This is a genomic window from Corynebacterium sp. HMSC05C01 (assembly GCF_001807155.1).
GTDB lineage: Bacteria > Actinomycetota > Actinomycetes > Mycobacteriales > Mycobacteriaceae > Corynebacterium > Corynebacterium coyleae.
On sequence record NZ_KV787974.1, the window covers coordinates 1 to 1329 of the forward strand.

Annotated in this window: 1 protein-coding gene and 1 pseudogene; both read right to left on the reverse strand. The window is 52.7% G+C overall.

Translation table 11 applies throughout. From position 1 onward, the window contains the following. Positions 1 to 122: 122 nt before the first annotated feature. Positions 123 to 407, reverse strand: a pseudogene (locus HMPREF3145_RS11550) (transposase); the annotation flags it as partial. A gap of 644 nt (positions 408 to 1051) precedes the next feature. Continuing rightward, positions 1052 to 1329, reverse strand: a 278-nt coding sequence (locus tag HMPREF3145_RS10855; protein ID WP_246817588.1) for an NIPSNAP family protein, incomplete at its 5' end; no start/stop codon positions are given.

The following is a 1329-nucleotide window of genomic DNA, read 5'->3' on the forward strand; positions in this document are numbered from 1 at the left end:
GGTGGAAACCGAATTTTGGAAGCAGAACCCACCCCAGGAAATAATAGAAATCAAGGCAAACGCCTAGGAACAAAACCCGGGGCACTTCACTCTGGGTACTTTAGTGCCCAGAGGCTTATCTACATGGCACGTTCGCTACGGGTTCGTCGTTCTAACAGCCAGTCAGACAAGAAGGAACCGTGGCGTAGTTTCGGGATAGCCACATCGACGGTGCTGACCCGTGTATCCAGTAGTCGGTGGCGGTAGCCGTTGCGGTGGTTGACGCGGTTGTCGCTGGTGGTGCCGTAGTCAGCGCTGCCGACAGTATCGTCTTGGGAAGATAGAATTTGGTTGATGAAATCACCGAGCATCTGACGCGTCAGATCGGGTGATGCTTGAGTGAGTAGCTCTTCGAGGTATGCTTTTGGTTGCCAGTTGTGTCGGCACCGGGGGCTTAACTGTGAGAAGCGGGTCGAATAGCGGAGTTCTCCGCTAGGAGGTGTAAAAATTCCTCTGGGTCTTTAACCGTCAAGCGAATGGGTCTTCCGATATTGCGGTGTAGGAGGATATTTGCAGAACCGGCATGGAATGAAATAGTGCCATCCAGGAAGTGAACCCCAAACGTTTGGGATTCGAGTATGGGGCCCGAGGGAAGGATCTCCGCCCCCTTCAGAGATTCCAAACGAACGTTGCTAACTGGAATGCCAAGAACTGAAATCCGAAGGATTTCATCATTCAGCAACACCCCGACATTAAAGAAAATTGCCAGAGACACTAAAAGACCGCATGTGATAAAGGCGGTTTGATCTCTTCTGGTCAAGAAGTAGACACACAATAAGAGTACTGCGAAGATAAGTACGATCCGACTAAAATTATATCCAAATACTCTTGATCGATAACTTGAACCAGTCATGAATATCACTCAACTTCCTTCCAACTATCTTCATGGGTAGTAAGGCGAAAGTAGCTGCAGCTATGCCTTAAGGTCCTAATGTGTGTATAGCGTACACCCATCTGTACGCGCTGACCTGCGGCGTTGTGGGTTGTGCCGAGCGTGCTGCCGGAGTCCCTTTCAGTGTCCCTGGGGTAGGAGCGGCCGCATGAAGGTGCGCTCGTACCGCAGGACGCACTCGGACTCGTCTCGAATCCGGTCAGCGGCGATGAAGTCCGAGTGGGTGCCGAACAAGGTGCGGTACTGCTCGTAGGCAGCCAGGCTGGGGAAGCTGAACAGGGATTCCGCACGGTCACTCACACCTTCCGCGGGTAGGTAGTACCCGTGGTGGGTGCCGCCGTGTTCGTCGACATGCCGCATCCAAGCGCTGTGTCTGATCTGATGTAGGTGGTCCAGTT